This window comes from Streptomyces chengmaiensis (genome assembly GCF_029846775.1).
In the GTDB taxonomy this organism is placed as follows: domain Bacteria; phylum Actinomycetota; class Actinomycetes; order Streptomycetales; family Streptomycetaceae; genus Streptomyces; species Streptomyces chengmaiensis.
Genome location: NZ_JARWBG010000020.1, coordinates 18,236 through 37,643 on the forward strand (window position 1 = coordinate 18,236; position 19,408 = coordinate 37,643).

The window sequence follows — 19,408 nt, forward strand, 5'->3', positions numbered from 1 at the left end:
CTCGACGGGCAGACATCGCCGGTAGCGGCCCTGGGCGCGCCCGGCGGAGTCTTTCCCCGCCCGGCCCCTTCCCGCAGCGGAGCCTTTCCCCACCCGCCCCTTCCCGCAGCGGGTGCTCGGCCCCGGGCCCCGCGCCCCACTCTCCCCAGCTGCCTCCCCCGGACTCTGTCCGGGGGTACCCCCACGGAGGTGCCCCCAGGCGAGGCTGGGATTCAGCTGCGCCAGCTTCCAGCCCGTTGGGCGCGCCTGGCGGAGTTTGAGGACACGGCCGAAGGCCGTACGGGGGTCTGGGGGCCTGCCCCCGGTTCGGGAAGGGGCGGGGAGGGGAACATCACAGCCCGCACTGGGGGCCACCCGCACCACGCCCACTACCGTAAACCCGTGCCCACGAACAGAAACACGTTCTCGTCGGCGGCCTCCTCGGCCCTGCGGCGCGCCGCCTCCTGGCGTCGCCGCGCCCTGACCCGCGCGGTCCATCGGGCCTGGACCTGGGCGCAGGACGCCGGTGCGGTCACCGCCGAGCACCCCGGGCGGCTGCGGTTCCGGCGGCTCGGAGCGGGCACCCGGCTCGCCTTCCCCCAGGGCACCGTGTTCGGCGAGGCGTGGATCGAACTGGGCGACCACTGCATCGTCGGCGAACAGGTCACCCTCACCGCAGGCATGATGCCCGGTCTCGACCTCGGGCCCGACCCGATCCTCACCCTCGGCGACGGGGTGGTCCTCGGCCGCGGCAGCCATGTGATCGCCGACACCCGGGTGACCATCGGCTCGGACACGTACTGCGGCCCGTACGTCTACATCACCTCCACCAACCACAGCTACGACGACCCCCGGCAGCCGGTCGGCAAGCAGTGGCCGCGCACCGAACCCGTGGAGATAGGCCCCGGCTGCTGGCTGGGCACCGGCGCGGTGGTGCTGCCCGGAGCCCGGCTGGGCCGCAATGTGGTGGTCGCCGCCGGCGCGGTCGTCCGGGGCGAGGTGCCCGACTGCTCGGTGGTCGCCGGCGCGCCCGCCAGGATCGTACGCCGCTGGGACCCGGCGGCCGGCTGGCAGCCGCCGCTGCGCACCCCCGCTCCCGTCCCCATACCGGAGGGCGTCACACCGGAGCAGCTGCTGGCACTGGCGGAGCTGGAAGAGAACTGACGGCGGCTCGCGGTCAGCCCAGGCGGGGGATCTCGATCGCCGGGCAGCGGTTCATCACCATGTCGAGGCCGGCCGCACGCGTCCGCTCGTACGCCTCCTCGTCGACCACGCCGAGCTGGAACCACACCGCCTTCGCCCCCTTGGCCACAGCCTCGTCCGCGATCCTGCCCGCCAGCTGCGAGTTGACGAACACATCCACGACATCGACGTCGAAGGGGATGTCGGCGAGCGTCGCGTACCCCTGCTCGCCGTGCACCGTCTCCGCCTTCGGATGCACCGGGACGATGCGCTTGCCGTAGCGCTGGAGGACCTCCGCGACGCCGTGCGCCGCCCGCTCCTCGTTGTTCGACAGGCCCACCACCGCCCAGGTGTCGCCCGTCTCGGTCAGCATCCTGCGGATCGTCTCTGCGTCTGCGTGCATACCCGGCACAACCCGCACCGCCCGCGCCGCATTCCCCCGGCGGGTTCAGGGGCCGGGGTCGGGGCCGGGGCTGGGTCCGGGACCGCCCGGACGGGAGCCCGCGGAGGCTCGCATAGGGTGGCCTGATGCAGGAGCAGTACCGGACGGTCGCCCGCGCAGGCGTGCACGAGAACGAGATCAACCGATCGCGCTTCATCTGCGCGCTCGCGCCCGCCGCGACCGAGCAGGAGGCGCAGGAGTTCATTGCGCGCATCCGCAAGGAGCACCCGACCGCCACCCACAACTGCTACGCATACGTCATCGGCGCCGACGCCGCCGTACAGAAGGCCGGCGACGACGGAGAGCCTGGCGGCACCGCGGGCGTGCCCATGCTCCAGATGCTGATGCGCCGCGACGTCAGATACGCCGTGGCCGTCGTCACCCGCTACTACGGCGGGGTGAAGCTCGGCGCCGGCGGGCTCATCCGGGCGTACGGGGGAGTCGTCGGCGAAGCCCTCGACGCGATCGGCACCATCACCCGGCAGCGCTACCGGCTCGCCTCCGTCACGGTCGACCACCAGCGCGCGGGGAAGCTTGAGAACGACCTCCGCGCCACCGGCCGGTCCGTCCGCGATGTCCGTTACGCCGAGTCCGTCACCATCGAGGTCGGACTGCCGAACGCCGACGTCGACGCATTCCGGACCTGGCTCGCCGACGCCACGGCCGGGGCCGCCCGCCTCGAACTCGGCGGCGAGGCATATGGCGACGCATGAGCGGGCGACGGCCGAGCACCGCGAAAGACGCGAAGCCGCACGCACTGTCAGAGCCTGCCGATACGCTCAGGGATCATGAGACTCCTGCATACGTCGGACTGGCATCTGGGACGCTCGTTCCACCGGATCAGCCTCCTCGACGCCCAGGCCGCCTTCCTCGACCATCTGGTCGAGACGGTGCACTCCCGCGATGTGGACGCGGTTCTGGTGGCGGGAGACGTCTACGACCGCGCCGTGCCGCCCCTCGCAGCCGTCGAGCTGTTCGACCGCGCACTGCACCGGCTGGCCGCAGCGGACGTCCCCACGGTCATGATCTCCGGCAACCACGACTCGGCCCGCCGCCTCGGCGTCGCCGCCGGGCTCATCGAACGCGCCGGGATCCATCTGCGCACCGACCCGGCCGACTGCCACACCCCGGTCGTGCTGCGCGACGCCCACGGCGACGTGGCCTGCTACGGCCTGCCCTATCTGGAACCCGCCCTGGTCAAGGACGAGTTCCGGACCGAGAAAGCCGCGCATGAACAGGTGCTGACCGCCGCCATGGAGCGGGTGCGGGCCGACCTCGCTCAGCGGCCCGAGGGCACCCGCTCCGTCGTCCTCGCTCACGCTTTCGTCGCCGGAGGCGAGCCCAGCGACAGCGAACGGGACATCACCGTCGGCGGAGTCTCCGCCGTGCCCGCCTCCTTGTTCCACGGCGTCGACTACGCGGCCCTCGGCCATCTCCACGGCTGCCAGACCCTCTCCGAACGCGTCCGCTACTCGGGCTCGCCGCTCGCGTACTCCTTCTCCGAGGCACGGCACCGCAAGACCATGTGGCTGATCGACCTCGGCCCGGCCGGCGAGATCGCGGCCGAACGCGTCGACTGCCCCGTGCCGCGCCCCCTCGCCCGGCTCCGCGGCACACTCGACGACCTCCTCGACGACCCGGCCCACACCCTTCACGAGCAGTCGTTCGTCGAGGCGACCCTCACCGACCCGGTGCGCCCCGCGGAGCCCATGGCACGGCTCGCCGTACGGTTCCCGCACACCCTCAGCCTCCTCTTCGACCCCGACCGCGGCGAGCGGGACGCCCAGGCCACCTACGCCCAGCGCCTCAGGGGGCGCAGCGACGAGCAGATCGCGGCGGACTTTGTGACGCATGTACGCGGCGGCAGCGGCCCCGACGATCGGGAACGCGCCGTGCTGCGTGGTGCGCTGGACGATGTGCGGGTCGCGGCGGACGTGGCGGAGGCGGCCGCCCGGTGAGACTGCACACCCTGACCGTCACCGCCTTCGGGCCCTTCGCCGCCCGCCAGCACATCGCCTTCGACGAACTCGCCGCCGCCGGACTGTTCCTGCTGCACGGCCCCACCGGCGCGGGCAAGACGTCCGTCCTCGACGCCGTCTGCTTCGCCCTGTACGGTGCGGTGCCCGGGGCCCGCCAGAGCCCCGGCGCCTCCCTGCGCAGCGACCATGCGCCCCCCGGCGTCCTCACCGAGGTCAGCCTCGAACTCACCGTCGCCGGGCGGCGGCTGGAGATCACCCGACGCCCCGCACAACCCCGCCCGAAGGCCCGCGGCGCCGGCTTCACCACCGAACGCGCCCAGAGCCTGCTGCGCGAATACGATACCGACACCGCCACATGGAAGGGGCTCAGCCGCTCCCACCAGGAGATCGGCGAAGAGATCGGCCGGCTCCTGGGCATGAGCCGCGACCAGTTCTGCCAGGTCGTGCTGCTGCCGCAGGGAGACTTCGCCCGCTTCCTGCGCGCCGACGCCGAAGCCCGCGGCCGACTCCTCGGCCGGCTCTTCGACACCCGCCGCTTCGCCGCCGTCGAAGAGCGCCTCGCCGAACAGCGCCGCGCGGCGGAACACCAGGTGCGGGCCGGAGACGAGAAACTCCTCGCACTCGCCCACCGTATGCAGCAGGCCGCGGGCCCCGCCGCGGACGGGCGGCCCGCTCCCCAGCAGCAGCCGGGCGACCCCGGACTGGCCGCCGCCGTCCTGGAGTGGGCCGCCGTCGCCCGCGCCGGGGCCGGCGAACGCCGCGACATCGCCCAGAGCGCGCTTGCCGCCGCCGAGAACCGCCGGGCGGCCGCCCTGCACGCGCTGGACGCCGCGCAGGAACTCGCCCGTCTGCAGCAGCGGCATGCCGACGCCCTCCGGCGCTCCGAGGCGCTCCAGGCCGGCCGCACCGAGCGGGAACAGCTCCGGGAACGGCTCGACCACGCCCGCCGAGCCGAGCGTGTGGCACCCGCGTTGCGGCTGCGCGACGACGCGGAGCGCGAGCACCGGGAGGCGAGCGCGGCACACCGGCGGGCCGCCGCCCAGCTCCCGCCCGAGTACGCCGACGCGGGCGCGGAACGCCTCTCCGCACTCGAGCGACAGCTCCGCCAGGAAGCCGGCGGGCTGGACGCCGGCCGCCGTGCCGAGGTCCGCGACGCCGAGCTGGCCCGAGAGCTGGCACGGCTGGACCGGCAGGCGCGCGCGGACGACGACCTCCTCCAGGAAGCCGACGGCTGGCTCGCCGACTGGGACGCCGTCCACGACGATCTCGGACGGCGCATCGCCGACGCACGGGAGGCCGCCACCCGCGCCGAGCACCTGGCGGGCCGCCTCGAACCCGTCCGCCGCCGGCTGCACGCCGCCCGCGAGCGCGACCGGCTCGCCCTGGACGCCGGAGAGGCCGTCGAGGCGCTGAGCCGCAGCCGCGACGGCGCGGCCGCCGCCCGCGAGCGCTGGCTCGACCTCAAGGAGCGCCGTCTGCGCGGCATCGCCGCCGAACTCGCCGGCGCGCTCACTCCCGGAGACCCCTGCGCCGTCTGCGGCTCCCCCGACCATCCGGACCCGGCCCGCGCCGCGGCCGACCACGTCGACCGCACTGCGGAGGAAGCGGCCTACGCCGGCTACACGGAAGCCGACGCCGCCCGCACGGCCGCGGAACGCGAACTTGCCGTCCTCCGCGAGTCGTTCGCGGCGGCCCGAGCCCAGGCCCGCACCCGGGGAACAGACACCGCGGCCGGGTCGGTGCCGCCACCGCGCCACTCGGCCGAATCAGCCGAGTCAGCCGAATCAGCCGAATCGGGCGAATCGGCAGAACGGCCCGCGGGGACCGCCTCCCCGCAGCAGCCGGCGGGCACGCCGGACACCGCCGAAGCGCCCCCCGCGACGGGTGACTCCGCCGCGGCCCGCCCGAGGGCCGATGTACTGCACTCCGGCAGAGCGGACCGCCCGTTGCGCACCGCAACCGCCGGGGCGGCAGCGGAGGCCGCCGTCGCCGACGGGCAGGCGTTCCGTGTCACCGCCGACGACCCGGGCGTCCCCGAACTCCAGCGGCAGGTTGCGGACCTGGAGCGCGAGCACGCGGAAGCGCACCGCGTCGCCTCCGGCCTGCACGCCGCGCAGGAGGCCCTGGAACACGCCGAACGGGAGCACAGGGAGCGGCTGGACGCCCGGCAGCAGGCGGAGCGGCGGGCCGCCGCGCGGATGTCGCGGCGCGAGGCGCTCGAGGGTGAACAGACCGGGCTGCGGGACGAGGTGGCCCGGGCCCGGGGTGGCGCCGGCAGCGTCGCCGAGCGGGCCGCCCTGCTCGAGCGGCGCATCCTGACGCTCTCCGCCGCCGCCGAGGCCGTACGCGCCGCCGAGGACAGTGCCCGGCGGCTGAAGGAGGCTGACGCCCGCCTCGCGGACGAGGCCTTCCAGGCCGGTTTCGACACACCGCGCGCCGCTGCCGCCGCTCTGCTGGACGACACGGAGCAGCGCGAGGTCCAGCGCCGCATCGACGCCTGGCAGACCGAGGCGGCGGCAGTGGCCGACCGGCTGGCCGAGCCGGAGTCGCGCGCCGCCGCCGAACAGCCGCCCGCAGACCCCGGCACGGCCCGCGCCGCCCATGACGCCGCGGAACGGCGGCTGCGCGACGCCTCCTCCGCGCTCGCCGCCGCCCGCGAGCGCTGTGCCGAACTGGCCCGCCTCTCCCGCCAGGCCGCCGCCGAGGCTCGCAGCCTCGGCCCGCTGCGCGAGGAGTACGACCGCGTCGCCCGCATCGCCGGGCTCGCCGCCGGCACCTCCGCGGACAACGAACGCAAGATGCGCCTGGAGTCCTACGTACTGGCCGCCCGGCTCGAGCAGGTCGCCGCGGCCGCGACCGTACGGCTCCAGAGGATGTCGGCCGGACGCTACACCCTCGTCCACTCGGACGCCCGCACCGGTAGCAAGCGCTCCGGCCTCGGACTGCATGTGGTCGACGCCTGGACCGGCCGCGAACGGGACACGGCGACGCTCTCCGGAGGAGAGACGTTCTTCGCCTCGCTCGCGCTGGCGCTCGGCCTCGCCGACGTCGTCACCGAAGAGGTGGGCGGCGTCCGGCTCGACACCCTTTTCATCGACGAAGGGTTCGGCAGCCTCGACGACCAGACCCTCGACGAGGTCCTTGACGTCCTGGACTCGCTGCGCGAACGCGACCGCAGCGTCGGCATCGTCAGCCACGTCCCCGACCTGCGCCGCCGCATCCCCGCCCAACTGGAGGTCGTCAAGGGCCGCGACGGCTCCACGGCCCGCCTGCGCACGGCCGCGGCCGCCCTCGACGGCTGAGGGCGCGGCCGGCAGGGGCGGGCGCGCCGGGGAGATCCTGCCTGCTCCTGCCCGGTCCTTCCCCGATCGTCGTCCCCCTTCTGTTCCCCGCCTGTCAGTGAGGAGGGATTTCTGCCTCTGGGACGCGTCGGCACGAGCCGACTGAATGGCTGCGGGTGCGGGCTGACGGTAAGGGATTGGTCGGGCACTGTGGGGCGGTGCTGCTACGGAAGTGCGCGGACCGGCTGGGGCTGACGGATGCGCTTGCGGCCGTGCTGCCGGTGGGTGTCGGACGCGGCTGGCAGGATCGCGCGGTGGTCGTGGTCCAGCTCGCGGTGGCCATCGCGCTTGGCGGCCTCGTGCTCGGCGATGGTCTCGCTCATCAGGCATCTCCTTGATCATCGGATCCGCCGTCTATTGGACACTCCCCGGCGATGCAGGCGACGACGCCGCGGCGTCTTGGGCGGTGATGTCTCATGTGGCTCCACCCTTATACGGCCGTGTGATCTCCCAGGCCGGGCTGCCCGGCCTGGGCAACATCTGCCATGTTCCATCCGGAGCTATCCGGGATTTTTCTGAGTACCCATACTTGAGCGTTCCCTGATTGTTTCGGCCGTTGTCCGCAGCGAGGGTGGCATGCGAGGGGCTGCCCCAGCAGTCTCTGCAGCCCCATCGGGCTGTCGAGGAGGGTCGGGCCCTGCCCTGCGCCTGCCGGGCAGGGCCCAGATCACATCTGAGCAGGTCGCTGTCCGCGGCCGGCTCTCCAGATGCATCCCCACTCCCCGGCCCGGCCTTCGAAAGGCAGGGCGTGAAGGAGTTCCACATGATCACGGTCGAGAAGACGCGCTCCGCTGCCTCGGGTCCCCCTTGTCCGAACCGGACCGCCGGCGCGGCGCGGGCGGCCGTGTGTGTCATGCCTGCGTCCACCGAGTCGGTGCCTGCTCTGCGGCGTTTCGCCCGTGACATGGCGCGGCGGTGGGCGCTGTCCGAAGTGCTCGACGAGGCGCTGGCGGTCATCATCACCGAGCTGGCCGCCAACGCGGTGCGGCACAGCGGAAGTCCGGACGTTGCCGTGCTGCTGGTCGCCGCCGACGGGACGATAACGGTCCACGTCCAGGACACCGGGCGGTGGTATCCCTGGCCGCCCGCACCCCGCGTGCGTGAGGACGAGGCCGGCGACACGGCGTGCTGCGGCCGCGGCCTGCGGCTGGTGGAGGCATACGCGGCCAGGAGCGCTGTCATGATCACAGCGGGCGGCACCCGGGTGACCGCGGAGCTGGTGATGGCATCCGACGGCCCCAGCCACTCGACAGCGGATCACCGTGCCAGCTGACGGCCGCGTCGTATCTGCGGGCAGAATCTGAATAGCGGTTTGCCGCCTCCCACGCACCGGTCTAGCGTGGCCAGCAGAAGGCCGCGGGACCGGTCCGGGCCGCTCCGTCCGGTGCCGTGGACGAGGCAGGTGATCGCGTGCGAATCGGCCCCGGCCACGCTGCCGTGGCGACCGGTGGGAGCTTCCGATTCGTTGGTCGGCAGCGTGAATTCGGCCTGCTGCTGAACGCGCTCCGCCATCCACCCGCAGTCGTACTGGTCGAGGGAGAGGCCGGGATCGGGAAGTCGCGTCTGGTCCACGAGGCCGTGCGGTCTGCGGAAGACCGCCGGGTGCTGACGGGCTTCTGTCACCCGCTGCGCGAGCCCTTCCCGTTCGGCCCGGTTGTGGACGCCCTGCGGAAGGCGGGACGCTGGCTACCGCCGCCGGGCCGTATTCCGGCGACCGCCGGTGCGCTGGCACGGCTCCTGCCAGACCTGGCGGAGCGGCTACCGCCTCCGCCGCAGCGACCGGAGGACGCCCAGTCCGAGCGCCACCAGCTGGTGGTGGCGGTCCGCTCGTTTCTGGAGGCGCTGGGCCCCGCGGTCCTGGTCGTCGAGGACCTGCACTGGGTCGACGAAGCCACCCGCGAGTTGCTCCTCCTGTTGACCAGGGACCTGCCCGAGCAGCTGAGCATGGTACTCACCTACCGGGCCGAGGATCTGCCCGTGGACACCCCGGTGCTGGGAGCCGCGTACCGGCGCCCGCCCGGGACCGGTGGCACCGTGATCCGCCTCGACCCGCTGTCCGAGCGGGACGTCCGGGATCTGGCGTTTGCTGTGCTCGGACCGCGCGCCACACCGGCGCTGGGGCACGTCCTTTACCACCGCAGCGAGGGTCTGCCGCTGGTAGCCGAGGAGGACCTGATCACTCTGTGCGAGCATGGCCAGCTGCTCGGTGGGGGCGACCTCGCCGCCGGCCTCGAACAGGCCGAGGTGCCCACAAGCCTGCGCGAAGCAATCACCGAACGCCTGGCTGCCCTGTCACCGGCCGGGGCGGCGATCGCCGACGCGGCCGCTGTGCTCGCCGTCCCCGCCCCGGAACCGCTTCTCACCAGCGTCGCCGGACTGGATGCGGACGCCGGCACCAAGGGGCTGACCGAGGCGCTGCGGTCCTCCGTGCTTCGCGAGACCGGATCGGGCCAGTACGTGTTCCGGCATTTTCTGGCCCAGCAGGCCGCCTACCAGCACATCCCCGGCCCTCAGCGCACCCGTTTGCACCGGCGGGCGCTCGAGGCGCTCGAGGCGCAGTCGCCTCCGCCGCTGGTGCAGATCGCGCATCACACCCTCGCCCTGGGCGATCGCGCGGCATGGCTGCGGCAGGCGGAGGCCGCCGCCGACCAGGCGGTCGCCCTGGGCGACCAGGGCACCGCCGCCGCGCTGCTGCACCAGATCCTGGACCAGCCGCAGCCGGACGTCGAGCTGCGGTCGCGCGCAGCCCTCGCTCTGGCCCGTATCGCCGTCAACGGCGTGGACTACACCGCCAACGCCGCCGTACTGCGCCGCATCCTCGCCGATCCGCAGCTGCCGGTGGCCGCTCGCGGCGACATTCGGCTGACGCTGGGCATCATCATGATCAGCCATGTCGGCGACCGGGCCGGTTTCCAGCAGCTCGAAGCAGCCGTCGAGGAGCTGGGCAGCCGCCCCGAGCGCGCCGCACGCGGGATGGCCGCCTTGGCCATGAATGAGCAGAACGGCGCCTCGGACCACGCCTGGACCTGGCTGGGCCGGGCCGAGGACACCATCCGGGACAGCCCCGACGAGGCCATCCGGGCGACGGTGCGCGCCACCCGGCTCACTCTGCTGGCCCGGGAAGGCAACGCCGCGGTATGGGCGCTCCTGGAGCGGCTGCCGCGGCGGCCGGACGACACGGAAGTACTCAGGCAGACGGTCCGCGCCCTCTACAACGTCGGCGAAATCGCCATCGAGCTGGGCCACGACCATCGTGCCTCGGCGCTGCTGGAGGAGAGCCGAGAGCTCGCCAGGCGCGCGGGCATTCCGTACCTGGAGTGCTACAGCCGCATCGCTCTGCTACGGCTGGCCGGTTTGGCCGGCCACTGGACGGACCTGGAGCAGCGCTTCGCCGCACTCGGGGACGAGTTCCCCGACATCCGCATGGCCACGGCGGAGCGTGCCATGGTCAACGCACGGCTGATGGCAGCCCATGGACAGTACGCCCGCGCTCTGGAGTGGTTGGACGCGGCCGCTGCCTCCGGGGAGCGGGAGTCTCAGGTGACGATGGCGTGCCGGGCCGCCGCCGAGATCGCCGCGATCCGGCTGGCACAGGGGAAACCAGTGGCCGCCTCGGCGACCGCCGATTCGGCGGTGGCGGCGCTGCGCCGGGCAGGCGCGTGGGCGAGAGCCACCGGTCTGGTACCCGTGGCCGTCGAAGCAGCCCTGGCCCGCGGCGACCGGGAGGCCGCCGGACATCTGGCCCGGGACGCCGAAAGCGGACTGCGAGGCCGGGACGCACCCGGTGCCGTCGCCGAACTCCACCTCATTCGTGGCTTGTTGAGCGACGAGGATGCCGAAGCCGCTGCCGAGCAGTTCGGCCGTGCCCGCGATATGTGGCGGCAGATCGGGCGCCCTTACGAGTCCGCCCACGCGGCCGAACGCCAAGGGCGCGCCCTGGGCCGCTCCCATCCCAACGCGGTCGTCGAACATCTCACCCAGGCTGCCGACGCCTACGAGCGGCTCGGCGCCACCTCCGACGCCGCCCGCTGTCAGCGGACACTCCGTGAACTCGGCCTTGCCCGCCCGTCGCCGCGTGGACGTCGCGGCTACGGGGACCAACTCTCCCCGCGCGAACGGCAGGTCGCCGAACTGCTCGCCCGAGGCGCCACCAACCAGGACATCGCGCAGGCCCTGTTCCTGTCTCCCCGCACCATTGAGCAGCACGTGGCCCACGTCCTCAAGAAGCTGGGCGTCACCAGGAAGAACGTCCGCAACGCCATATCGGGCGAAACGCGGTAGCCCAGGCGGGCCGCCCCTGCACTCCGGACGGAGACATGGGCGAGGCCGCGTTCCCGCCTCTGTGGGGGGCTCCGAGCTGCGCGCCCGAAGCCCCCGGATGTACGTGTGTCTCCCCCTTTCCGCGGAGCTGTCGACGTTGTCTGTCAGAAGGTGATGACCGTCATGTCGTCGACGATGAAGTCGGTCCGGAGGCTGGCGTCCTCAGAGGCGAGCAGCTTGACCGTGACCGTCCGTCCCCGCCAGTTGGACAGGTCGTAGGAGCGGTAGACGTAGCTGCCGACAGCGTCCCTGTTGGACAGGGTCGCCAGCGTGGTGGTGGTGCCGCCGTCGATGACCTGCACCTTGAGCGTGTCGTACGCCACCTGCTCGGTCTCGAAGGTGCCGATGCGGTTGTAGAACCCCAGTGTCGCTCCGTTCACGTTGCTCGGGATGGTGATCTGCTGGGACAGCGTCTGCGTTGACGTCTCCCCCATGCCGCCCAGCCAGGCGTACTTGGTGCCCCAGTGGGCCGGATACGTCCCCCAGTTGCCGATGACCGACCCGCTCGGCGTCGCTGTCCAGGTCCAGCCGGGCGTGCCGTTCTCGAAGCCGGAGTTGAGCAGGCTGGCCCGGTAGTCGATGGTGTGGGCGTAGGCCAGGTTGCGGGCGGTGCCGGCCGTGCTCAGTCCGTTGACGGGGCGGTCGTCCTTGAAGTACTCGCCGAAGGACCACTGCCCCTGTGTCCGCATCAGGTCGATCGTGCTCGCCTGTCCTCCGTCCACCTGGCTCCACAGGTCGATCAGGGTGCCGGCCACACGGCCTTCCACCGCGTCACCGTTGTGCCAGTTGGTGCTGGAGTTCGGCTGGCCGGAGTCGAACCAGGCGGTGTTCATCATGCTGACCGAGGAGCCACCGGGCCAGACGAACAGGTTGTCGCCCTTGACCCTGCCGGCGACGGCGTTGGCGAATCCCTCAGTCCAGGCGCATGTGGTGGACAGAGCGATCCAGATCTGGTGACCGTTGCAGTTCGCGCTGGGCCACCACCAGTTGTAGAGCATGTGCATCAGCGCATGAGCGGACTCGTGGACCACGAGGTGCTCGGAGTCGGGGTCGTTGTCCCGCAGCCTGATGTACCTGGTGGCCGCGGTGGTCCCGGGGTTGTAGTACCCGCCGTCGGCGTTGCCGGCCCACCACTGCACGGTGATCTTGCTGCAGGGCGGGTTCTCGTTGGAGGTCCAGCAGGTGGTGGCGGAGCTGCGCCACCAGTAGGTCAGGTTGACGGTGTCGAACGCGTGCCAGGCGCGCATCTGGGCTGCCGCCGGGAACGTCCAGCCGAAGTTCTGGTTGGCGCCGACGTTGTACCGCGCGGGAGTGCTGACCGAGTACGCCCATCCGTTGTTGTCGACCACCCGCCAGAGCGAGCTCTCCGACCGGAACTCCACATAGAGCAGGTACATCGTGTCGACCGGCAGGGTGAAGCAGAGGTTGTAGGCGCCGTTGTTGTCGGTCAGGCCGCTGGCGTAGACCTGCTGCGCGGCGTTCGCGGTGGTCCGCCCCCATACCTTCACGGTGAGGTTGCGGCCGCCCAGCCACGTTCCCGCCTGGTTGGTGAACTCGAAGCCCCCACTGATGCAGATCGGGTCGCCGGCGGCCTGGGCGACGCTGCCGGCGCCCTCGGCGGTCGGCGGAACCTTCTCGAACTTCTTGCTCACCGAGCTCGGCTTCGAGCGCCGCTCGCCCGAGCGCCCCGGGAGCGAGGTGATGTCGGCCCCCGGCCGGGAGGCGCTTTCCCCCGGCTTGTTGGTGCCGACGGTGAGCAGCACCGAACTGTGGGCTTCCCGCTCCGGCGACGGCGAGTCTGCGTCGGTGAGGTTGGCCTCGATCTGGGCGGGCCCGGTCGCGGTGGCGCGGACGTGCAGGGTGAGGGTGCGCTTGTTGGTGTCGAGGGCCACCACACCCTTGGCGTCCAGCCAGGGGCCTACCCGCCGGGGCACGCCCAGGGGGGAACCCTCGGTGATGAGCTGGAGCGTGTCGGGCACCCGTACGGTCAGTTGGGCGTGGGCGACTTTGACCTGGGAGCGGAGGCTGACCCGCAGGGCCGCTGTCTCACCCCTGGCCGGGAGCTTGTCCAGTTTCAGGTCGACCGCGACACAACTGGCCGGGTCCTCCGACTTGGGGCTGGCCGGGACGTTGAGCGTACATGCCGGGCGCTCCGGGCGCGGGTGGACGGGCCCCGGCTGCGCGGTCGCCGTCGAGGGAAGCCCTGTCGATATGAAGGCGGCCGTCGCGCCGACCACGACGGCCCATCGTCTGATTCTGGGGATCATTGTGGTACTCCGCTGTGAGAGGAGCTTCTGGTGGGGCGTGGGGGGCGGCCGGGAGGTTGACACAGCATGAAGCTCAGGCAGTGGAGTGTGCAATATCACATGCCACATAATTTTAAGTAGATCGTCCAGCACATACCGTGAGGACGAGCTCGCCAGCCATCGGCAGGGCGGAGGGGGTGGCCGGCGGCGTCTTCGCGCAGCACGCCGCCGCCGGTGCCCGGACCGCCGTCCTCACCGCCACCTGGGCCCCGGACAGCCACCGGGCTGCCGAGTCGGCCGACGCCCTGACGATCCTCGGGGCCGAGAGCCCGCGGATGCTCGGGTTCGCCGACGCCCGCGTCCCCGCGTCCGCGCCCGGTCCGCCCCGGCTGTGCGATGCGCCACACGATGAGGTCGCAGTTCCCGGCGGCGGTGTTCGGTCTTCCCGGCGAGCAGCGGCGGTACGCCACGGCCGGCTACGTCTTCCACGGCGGGCGGCTCACCGATCAGCAGGTCAAGGACATCAGGCTCGACCGGGAAGAGCACGACAAGGTTCGGGCGCTGCCACTGCCGGAGTGCGATCCGTGCTCCCCTGAAGCCCTGTCGTCCGAAGAAGGCCGCTCAACGCTGCGGCCCAGTCCTCGGCATCGGCCGGCGGCACCAGCCCCGGGGCACGCGGGGCGGCCGTGTACACCCAGGGTGGCCGGGACCTGCCTCGTGCGGTCCCGTCAGGCCGCTCCCCCCAGGTAGGCCTCGGCGACGCGGGAGTCGGCGGACAGTTCGGCCGCCGTCCCCTCCAGTACCGCTACGCCGTTCTCGATCACATAGGCGCGGTGTGCGATCTTCAGCGCCGCCTTGGCGTTCTGTTCGACGAGGAGCACGGCGGTGCCCCTGCGGTTGATGTCCTTGATCACCTCCATCACGGCGGCGACCATGAGCGGGGCCAGGCCCATCGACGGTTCGTCCAGCATCAGCAGGCGGGGGCGGGCGACGAGGGCCCTGCCCATGGCGAGCATCTGCTGCTCTCCGCCGGACAGCGTCCCGCCGTGCTGGGTCCGCCGCTCGGCCAGTCGGGGCAGCAGTTCGTACACCTCGTCCACCCGTCGGGCCAGACGGGAGCCGTCGCGCACCAGATAACCACCGATCAGCAGGTTCTCATGCACGGTCAAGGTGCTGAAGATCCGCCGCCCCTCCGGGACGTGCACCACGCCCCGTGCGACGATCTCCGGCGGCGCCGTCCGGGTGATGTCCTCGCCCTCGTGCACGATCCGGCCCTCAGTGGGTTTGACCAGTCCTGACACGGCGGACAGCGTCGTGGTCTTGCCGGCGCCGTTGTTGCCGAGGAGGGCGACGGTCTCCCCTTCGCCGACGGCGAGTTCGAGCCCGCGCAGCGCCTGCACTCCTCCGTATCTGACGTCGAGGCCGTGGATCTCAAGCATGCTGTGCTCCGTCCCCTGCGAGTTCCGTGCGGGCGGCGTGGACCTCGTCGTCGTCGGCGTCCCGGCCGAGGTAGGCCTCGATGACCGCCGGGTCCCGTCGTACGTCGCCCGGACGGCCGTCCGCGATCTCCTTGCCGAAGTTCAGGACGACCACCCGCTCGGACACCTCCATGACCAGGCCCATATCGTGTTCGATCAGCGCAATCGCGATGCCCAGTTCCTGGATCCGGCGGATCAGGGCGAGCAGTTCGGCCTTCTCGCCGTGGTTCAGCCCCGCGGCGGGCTCGTCGAGCAGCAGCAGCTTCGGCCGCCGGGCCAGAGCGCGGGCGATCTCCACACGGCGCTGCTCGCCGTACGGCAGGTTGCGCACGAGACCGGCGCGGTCGCCGCGCAGCTCGACGAAGTCGAGCCACTTGTGCGCCTCTTCTGTGGCCTCGCATTCGGTGCGACGGAAGCGGGGGGTGTGCAGCAACGCGTCGACGGCTCTCTGCTTCAGCCAGAGATGGGTGCCCGCCCGTACGTTGTCCAGCACCGACAGCTCGCCGAAGAGCCTCAGGTTCTGGAAGGTGCGAGCGAGGCCACGGGCGGCGATCGCCGACGGGCGCCTGCCCGTCACGTCGTGACCCGCCAGCCGGACGGTACCGCCGGTCGGTTCGTAGAACCCGCTGACGCAGTTGAACGCGGACGTCTTCCCCGCACCATTCGGGCCGATGATCGAGACGATCTCACCGTCGCCGACCGAGAAGGTGAGGCCGTCGACAGCGCGGACTCCCCCGAAGGCCAGCCGCAAATCCTTGACTTCGAGAATCATTCGTCCTCCTTCGCGGACGGGGCGGTCGCGGGAGCGCCGGGCGTGCTGCGGGCGCGGGCCGCCGTGTCGTCGGGGTCGCGTACGCGGTGCGGCCACAGGCCCTGCGGGCGGAGCAGCATGACCACGATGAGGAGCACACCGAACACGAAGAACCGGTAGTCCGCCAGGTCCCGCAGCAGTTCGGGGAGCAGGCTGATGACGATGGCGCCGGTCACGACACCGCGGGTGGAGCCCATGCCGCCGAGCACGACCGCCATCAGGACGAGGGCGGACTGCAGGAACGTGAAGCTGGCCGGGGAGACCGCCGAGAGCTGGGCGGCGAACAGGACGCCCGAGAGCCCTCCCCAGACCGCGCCTGCGACATAGGCCGCCAGCTTGACGCTGTACGTGTTGACTCCGCTGGCTTCCGCGGCGTCCTCGTCCTCCCGGACGAAACGCCAGGCACGGCCGATGCGGGAGCGGCCGAGCCGGGCGGCGAACAGCACCGCGACCGCAACGATCACCACGGTCGTGTAATAGAAGACGACCGGATCGGAGAGCGTGTCGCCGAGCAGCCCCGGTATGCCGTAGATCCCGGAGGGGCCGCCGGTGATGTCCAGGTTGTTGGCGACGATCCGAATGATCTCCCCGAAGCCGAGGGTGACGATCGCCAGATAGTCGCTGCGCAGCCGTAGCGTCGGACCTCCGATCACCACTCCTGCCACCGCCGTCACCACGACGACGACCGGCACCGTGGCCAGGAGCGGGGCCTCCAGCCGAGTCGCGAGAATCCCGCCGGTGTACGCTCCGACGGCGAGGAAGGCGGCGAAGCCGAGGTCGAGCAGGCCGCAGTAGCCGACGACGATGTTCAGGCCGACGGCCAGCATCACGAAGACCGCCGCGCTGGTCATCACGTTCAGGGCGTACGGGGTGGCGGTCACGAACGGGGCCAGCAGACCGATCGCGAGCCCGGCCCAGCCGAGCCTGCGGCTCTCCAGCAGCCGCGTGACGACCGAGGGGCCGCGGCCCCTGACCGGCTTGACCGGCGGGTTCTGGTTCTGGACGGCCGTCATCACACTCGCTCCGTCACACGCTCGCCGAGCAGGCCGGTGGGCCGCACGGTCAGGAAGAGGATGAGGAACCCGAAGGCGAACACGTCGCGCCATTCGCCTCCGAACCAGTCGGTGCTGAAGGACTCCAGCAGTCCGAGGACGAGGCCACCGAGCATGGTGCCCTTCAGATTGCCGATGCCGCCGATGACGGCCGCGGTGAACGCCTTGAGTCCGATGATGAAGCCCATCAGGAAGTCGATCTTCCCGTAGTAGGCGCCCGCCATGACCCCGGCCGCGCCGGCGAGGGCCGAACCGATGAAGAAAGCACGGGAGATGACCGCGTCGACGTCGATGCCCATCATCAGGCAGGCTTTCGGGTCCAGCGCGATGGCGCGCATCGCCCTGCCTTGGCGGCTGCGCATGACGAGTGCGTTGAGCGCCACCATGAGAGCGACGGCGACCACCATCAGGGCGAGCTGCTGAACTGTGATCCTGGCGCCGAGCACCGACACGGCGGTGCCGTCGAGGCGTACGGGATACACCCGCGGGTTGGGGCCAGAGAAGAGGCGGACCCCGTACTCCAGCGCGAACGACGCACCCACCGCGGTGATGAGCAGCGACAGCCGTGGTGCCCCGCGCAGCCGTCGGTAGGCCACCCGCTCGAGCACGACGCCGCTCAGGCCGGTCACCATCATCGTCAGTACGAGCACCGCGAACAGCGCGGCCAGCGAACCACCGGGGATTGCGCCGACCGTGCCCAGCAGCGCGAATCCCGAGAACGCTCCGAGCATGTAGAGGTCGCCGTGGGCGAAGTTGAGCAGTTTGATGACGCCGTAGACCATGCTGTAGCCGAGGGCGACCAGGCCGTAGAACGAGCCGACGAACAGCCCGTTCCAGATGAGCTGTGCCATACGAACCCCTCCGGGTTACTTGAGGGAGTCCTGCAGGGCGAACGTGCCGTTCTTGACGTTGAGGATCACGAATCCGCCGTTGCTCAGCGTGTGGTCGTCAGTGAACTTCAGCGGGCCGGAGAAGATGTCGAAGCCGTTCAGGCCCTCGAGCGCCTCGATGATCTTGTCTCCATCGGTGCTCCCGGCCTTCTTGACGGCCTCGGCCGCGACCCGTACCGCGTCGTAGGACTGCGTCGAGTACGGACCGGGTTCGGAGCCGAACTTCTTCTTGTAGGAGGCGATCCAGCTCTCGGCGCCCGGAGTTGTCTGGGGGGTCTGGGTCATGGTCGCGTAGACACCCTCGCCGTTCGCGGCGCCCGCGATCTCGACGAGCTTCGCATCGACCGAGCCGTCGCCGACGAGGAACTTGCCCGTGTAGCCGGCCTGGCGGAACTGGCGGATCAGCAGGCCGCCCTCCTGGTAGTAGCCGGTCCAGTAGATGTAGTCGGGGTTCGACTTCAGCACGCTGGTGACGTTCGGGCTGTAGTCGCTCTCACCGGGGTTGACCGAGTCCTCAGCGGCCTTGGCCGGAGCGCCGCCCGTGCCCAGCCTGGCCGCGGTGAGGTCGGCGATGTCCTTGGAATAGCTGGTGTTGTCGTCCATGATGGCGACCTTCTTCGCGCCGTCCTTGGTCAGCCACTCGACCGCCGCGTCCGCCTGCTGGCTGCCGGTGCCGTTGATGAGGAAGACGTGGTCGAGGTGTTGCTCCACCAGTTCGTTGGAGTTGGCCGCCGGAATGATCATGGGGATCTTCTGCTTGCCGAAGACCGGCAGGGTGGGCAGCGTGGCGCCGGAGCAGTAGCCGCCGACTGAGACGACCGCGCCTGCCGCAACCAGCTTGTTGGCCGCCGCGACCGCGGTCTTCGGGTCGCAGGCGTCATCCTCGACCTGCAGCTTCAGCTTCCGGCCGAGCACGCCACCCTTTGCGTTGATCTCGTCGATCGCAAGCTGTGCCCCGTTCTTCATATACGGTCCGATGTCCGCGCTGCTGCCGGACATCGGGATGTCCATCCCGAGCACGATCGCGCCTTGGTCCTTGCCGTCGGAGCCGCCGCCGATCAGTCCGCTGCAGCCGGTGGTGGTCATAGCGACGACCGCGAGCACCGAGGTCAGCGCCACGACACGGGATCGATTGCGGGTGGTGGGGAACGTGGCGGGGAGGACATGTCTGGTCATGAGGCGCTCCTCTGCTGGCCTTGCGACGGTGGGTCGGTACCCGGGGGATCGATGAGAAAGGAGACGGCCCGTGGGGTCGGCCATCCATGCAATGAAGTGTGATATTGCACTGGTGATGCGTGATATTGCACTTGCCCTCGGTCGCAGGTCAATACCCGAAACCTGACCGTAATCCCGCCGGTCGCACGCCCGGGACGGCGCCCGGTCGTTGCCGACAACAGAGCGTCCCGGGCCGGACTCGGTCCGCGATGGCCGCAGTCTGGTGTGTGTCCGGCCCTGCCGTCCCTTACGGGCGGTCGATTGGCACGGAAGAGTCGGTAGATGGCTGTCGAGACCTTCGATGATGAGGTGGAGTCCGGCCTGTAGCTGCCGATCCCGGAGTGCTCGCGGTGGCGGCCTCCGCGACTTCGATCACCCTGGCAAAGCGCACCCGGGCGGCAGCGCGTGCACTCGGCTGATGACGGCGTCGGCGTCCTCATTGGGTGCGATTGACAGCGGACCAACCAGTTCCG

The 19,408-nt window shown here is 71.3% G+C and carries 14 protein-coding genes and 1 pseudogene; 7 read left to right on the plus strand and 8 right to left on the minus strand.

The window, feature by feature from the left end:
* Positions 1-381 precede the first annotated feature (381 nt).
* Positions 382-1,143: an acyltransferase gene (locus QCN29_RS18110; protein ID WP_279929285.1), complete on the plus strand. Its 762-nt coding sequence runs from the start codon at positions 382-384 to the stop codon at positions 1,141-1,143.
* Positions 1,144-1,156: 13 nt separating this feature from the next.
* On the opposite strand, the gene QCN29_RS18115 is transcribed toward QCN29_RS18110, so the two are convergent.
* A complete protein-coding gene (locus tag QCN29_RS18115; RefSeq protein WP_240136284.1) occupies positions 1,157-1,564 on the minus strand; it encodes a CoA-binding protein in 408 nt (135 codons plus the stop codon).
* Between the two features lie 125 nt (positions 1,565-1,689).
* On the opposite strand from QCN29_RS18115, the gene QCN29_RS18120 reads away from it, so the two are divergent.
* From QCN29_RS18120 to QCN29_RS18130, 3 genes are all read left to right on the plus strand, one after another.
* Positions 1,690-2,316 carry a YigZ family protein gene (locus QCN29_RS18120; RefSeq protein ID WP_279929286.1) on the plus strand — a complete coding sequence of 209 codons (627 nt, stop codon included), beginning with the start codon at positions 1,690-1,692 and terminating at the stop codon, positions 2,314-2,316.
* 75 nt (positions 2,317-2,391) lie between these two features.
* Entirely contained in the window at positions 2,392-3,561 is a 1,170-nt protein-coding gene (locus QCN29_RS18125) for an exonuclease SbcCD subunit D (protein WP_279929287.1), read from the plus strand.
* Positions 3,558-6,884 (plus strand): SMC family ATPase, encoded by a 3,327-nt coding sequence (locus QCN29_RS18130; protein WP_279929289.1) that lies wholly within the window; start codon positions 3,558-3,560, stop codon positions 6,882-6,884. The genes QCN29_RS18125 and QCN29_RS18130 overlap by 4 nt, the downstream gene beginning before the upstream one ends.
* Positions 6,885-7,087: 203 nt before the next feature.
* Here QCN29_RS18130 and QCN29_RS18135 read toward each other — a convergent pair whose 3' ends face one another.
* On the minus strand, positions 7,088-7,246 hold the full coding sequence (locus QCN29_RS18135; RefSeq protein ID WP_279929290.1) for a hypothetical protein: 159 nt from the start codon (positions 7,244-7,246) through the stop codon (positions 7,088-7,090).
* Positions 7,247-7,686: 440 nt separating this feature from the next.
* Here QCN29_RS18135 and QCN29_RS18140 point away from each other — a divergent pair, with 440 nt between their 5' ends.
* Positions 7,687-8,196 carry an ATP-binding protein gene (locus QCN29_RS18140; RefSeq protein ID WP_279929291.1) on the plus strand — a complete coding sequence of 170 codons (510 nt, stop codon included), beginning with the start codon at positions 7,687-7,689 and terminating at the stop codon, positions 8,194-8,196.
* Positions 8,197-8,333: 137 nt separating this feature from the next.
* Positions 8,334-11,204 (plus strand): AAA family ATPase, encoded by a 2,871-nt coding sequence (locus QCN29_RS18145; protein ID WP_279929292.1) that lies wholly within the window; start codon positions 8,334-8,336, stop codon positions 11,202-11,204.
* A gap of 143 nt (positions 11,205-11,347) precedes the next feature.
* Here QCN29_RS18145 and QCN29_RS18150 read toward each other — a convergent pair whose 3' ends face one another.
* Positions 11,348-13,510, minus strand: a complete 2,163-nt coding sequence (locus tag QCN29_RS18150; protein WP_279929293.1) for a hypothetical protein — start codon at positions 13,508-13,510, stop codon at positions 11,348-11,350.
* Between the two features lie 137 nt (positions 13,511-13,647).
* On the opposite strand from QCN29_RS18150, the pseudogene QCN29_RS18155 reads away from it, so the two are divergent.
* Positions 13,648-13,905, plus strand: a pseudogene (locus tag QCN29_RS18155) (hypothetical protein); the annotation flags it as partial.
* A 312-nt stretch (positions 13,906-14,217) separates the two neighbouring features.
* On the opposite strand, the gene QCN29_RS18160 reads toward QCN29_RS18155, so the two are convergent.
* From QCN29_RS18160 to QCN29_RS18180, 5 genes are read right to left on the minus strand one after another with little or no spacing between them, the layout of a single operon-like run.
* A complete protein-coding gene (locus QCN29_RS18160; protein ID WP_279929295.1) occupies positions 14,218-14,928 on the minus strand; it encodes an ABC transporter ATP-binding protein in 711 nt (236 codons plus the stop codon).
* Entirely contained in the window at positions 14,921-15,739 is an 819-nt protein-coding gene (locus tag QCN29_RS18165) for an ABC transporter ATP-binding protein (RefSeq protein ID WP_279929297.1), read from the minus strand. Before QCN29_RS18165 ends, QCN29_RS18160 begins: the two co-directional genes overlap by 8 nt.
* Complete coding sequence (locus tag QCN29_RS18170) at positions 15,736-16,791, minus strand: branched-chain amino acid ABC transporter permease (RefSeq protein WP_279929299.1); 1,056 nt, start codon at positions 16,789-16,791, stop codon at positions 15,736-15,738. Before QCN29_RS18170 ends, QCN29_RS18165 begins: the two co-directional genes overlap by 4 nt.
* Positions 16,791-17,681, minus strand: coding sequence for a branched-chain amino acid ABC transporter permease (locus tag QCN29_RS18175; RefSeq protein WP_279929301.1), 891 nt, complete (start codon positions 17,679-17,681; stop codon positions 16,791-16,793). The genes QCN29_RS18170 and QCN29_RS18175 overlap by 1 nt, the downstream gene beginning before the upstream one ends.
* A 15-nt stretch (positions 17,682-17,696) precedes the next feature.
* The gene (locus QCN29_RS18180; RefSeq protein WP_279929303.1) at positions 17,697-18,896 is read right to left on the minus strand and encodes a branched-chain amino acid ABC transporter substrate-binding protein; all 1,200 of its coding nucleotides are present in this window, start codon (positions 18,894-18,896) and stop codon (positions 17,697-17,699) included.
* Between the last annotated feature and the right edge of the window lie 512 nt (positions 18,897-19,408).

What these genes read in the sequence shown, in the direction of transcription:
- QCN29_RS18115 (WP_240136284.1), bottom strand. Translation starts at nt 1,564, where the DNA reads ATGCACGCAGACGCAGAGACGATCCGCAGGATGCTGACCGAGACGGGC.
- QCN29_RS18120 (WP_279929286.1), top strand. Translation starts at nt 1,690, where the DNA reads ATGCAGGAGCAGTACCGGACGGTCGCCCGCGCAGGCGTGCACGAGAAC.
- QCN29_RS18125 (WP_279929287.1), top strand. Translation starts at nt 2,392, where the DNA reads ATGAGACTCCTGCATACGTCGGACTGGCATCTGGGACGCTCGTTCCAC.
- QCN29_RS18135 (WP_279929290.1), bottom strand. Translation starts at nt 7,246, where the DNA reads ATGAGCGAGACCATCGCCGAGCACGAGGCCGCCAAGCGCGATGGCCAC.
- QCN29_RS18140 (WP_279929291.1), top strand. Translation starts at nt 7,687, where the DNA reads ATGATCACGGTCGAGAAGACGCGCTCCGCTGCCTCGGGTCCCCCTTGT.
- QCN29_RS18150 (WP_279929293.1), bottom strand. Translation starts at nt 13,510, where the DNA reads ATGATCCCCAGAATCAGACGATGGGCCGTCGTGGTCGGCGCGACGGCC.
- QCN29_RS18160 (WP_279929295.1), bottom strand. Translation starts at nt 14,928, where the DNA reads ATGCTTGAGATCCACGGCCTCGACGTCAGATACGGAGGAGTGCAGGCG.
- QCN29_RS18165 (WP_279929297.1), bottom strand. Translation starts at nt 15,739, where the DNA reads ATGATTCTCGAAGTCAAGGATTTGCGGCTGGCCTTCGGGGGAGTCCGC.
- QCN29_RS18170 (WP_279929299.1), bottom strand. Translation starts at nt 16,791, where the DNA reads ATGACGGCCGTCCAGAACCAGAACCCGCCGGTCAAGCCGGTCAGGGGC.
- QCN29_RS18175 (WP_279929301.1), bottom strand. Translation starts at nt 17,681, where the DNA reads ATGGCACAGCTCATCTGGAACGGGCTGTTCGTCGGCTCGTTCTACGGC.
- QCN29_RS18180 (WP_279929303.1), bottom strand. Translation starts at nt 18,896, where the DNA reads ATGACCAGACATGTCCTCCCCGCCACGTTCCCCACCACCCGCAATCGA.